The 1,552-nt window shown below is 39.8% G+C and carries 1 protein-coding gene; it reads right to left on the bottom strand.

The window, feature by feature from the left end; all coding sequences use genetic code 11:
• Positions 1–298: 298 nt before the first annotated feature.
• Positions 299–814: a c-type cytochrome gene (locus HMPREF3107_RS06255; protein WP_070454317.1), complete on the bottom strand. Its 516-nt coding sequence runs from the start codon at positions 812–814 to the stop codon at positions 299–301.
• Between the last annotated feature and the right edge of the window lie 738 nt (positions 815–1,552).

The raw sequence follows: 1,552 nt of genomic DNA, 5'->3' as shown, positions 1-1,552 counted from the left end.
CTTACTAAAAATAGTAAGGGTTTATTTTTTGTTTTTAAAATTCAATGAATTGTATCCATTATTGCTCTGTTGATTTATCTTTACGATTCGTTCCGATTAGTTCGTTTTCTGTTTGTTTTTGGCTATGATTGCATTGGATTTGCATCAGCAATTGCATTAGGCGGTTAAATAAAATTCCGCCAAATCGCGCTTATACTGCACATGCTTCCTACAGATAAGTTACTTCTTTGTTACCAAGAGTAGTTTTAACATAAAAAACGCACCTTACTGCAAGGTGCGTTTTTATTATTTAGACGATTTAGAATTTGGCGCCGGACTCGTTAGCCATAAAGTCAACTGCCGCTTTGACTTCGTCGTCGCTTAAACCTTCGTTACCACCTTTGGCAGGCATACCTTTGAAGCCTTCAATCGCGTGTTTGTGCAGGGTTTCTTGACCTTGTTTGATACGTGGTTCCCACTCGTCTTTTTTACCTACGCCCGGAGTGCCCGGGATGGTGCCGCTATGACATGCTTTACAGGTGGCTTCGTAAACAGCTTTGCCGTCTACTTTGGCAGCAGGAGCTTCAGTTTTTTCTGCCGGTTTGGCTTCAGGGGCAACGGCCTCTTTGACTTCAGATGCAGCTTTTTCGGCAGTATCCGCTACTTTGCTTTCAGCTTCTTGAACGGAGGATGCGGCGGCATCAACGGCAGAAGCCGTATTATTTTTAACATCGGATGCAATAGCTTGGGCAGCTTCTTTGGTTTCTTGCTTAGCCTCTTGGGAACAGGCTGTCAAAGCGGCCATCACCATTGCGGCAATCAGTAATTTGTTCATGTTCTATCCTTCTTAAATTTATGGTTAAGGTGCTGTTTTATAAAACAACTGTCAAATTTTATCATATATCGTATCAATTTTTACGCTGTTGCAATGACAAATATCGGTATAAGTCATGCTTTGTACCGAAAAAAACAGAAAATATTGATGCTGCGCAAATTTTGCTATGAAGTCATTTGCTTTTCAGGGTTGTTCGTTCTGCTGCCGAAACTGCGGATTATGAGTCTGTTGCTGGAGTGATTTAAAACGCACACTATCTGTCAAATTCAAAATTTTGCCTTAAAAGTCGGCTTTTTATGTTTTCCGACAGCTACATGATTATCCCCAAACATTATCAAGCCTACTTATTATAGTGAATTAAATTTAAACCAGTACAGCGTTGGCTCGCCTTGCCGTACTATTTGTACTGTCTGCAGCTTCGTCGCCTTGTCCTGATTTAAATTTAATCCACTATAAAAAACCGCCTGAAACCGAGAATTGCGTTTCAGACGGCCTTTTTATCAATAGCATGGATATTTTGTTTTTGCCTAATCCGACATTGGCTGAAAAGATGTAAAACTTATCAAATGACTTTACCGCCGGATAGGGGGATTTCCCAGTCTATCGTTCGGACTGTTGCCTAAGATTACATAAGTTTCATTTTTATTATTTGAATTTAAAGATAAAAATACTTCAGGGTATGCGTATAGCCGTCATCTTCGAATTTGTATAGTGGATTAAATTTAAATCAGGACAAGG

This window comes from Neisseria sp. HMSC31F04 (assembly GCF_001807735.1).
Classification (GTDB): Bacteria; Pseudomonadota; Gammaproteobacteria; order Burkholderiales; family Neisseriaceae; genus Neisseria; species Neisseria elongata.
This window is presented reverse-complemented; position numbering and strand designations above follow the sequence as displayed.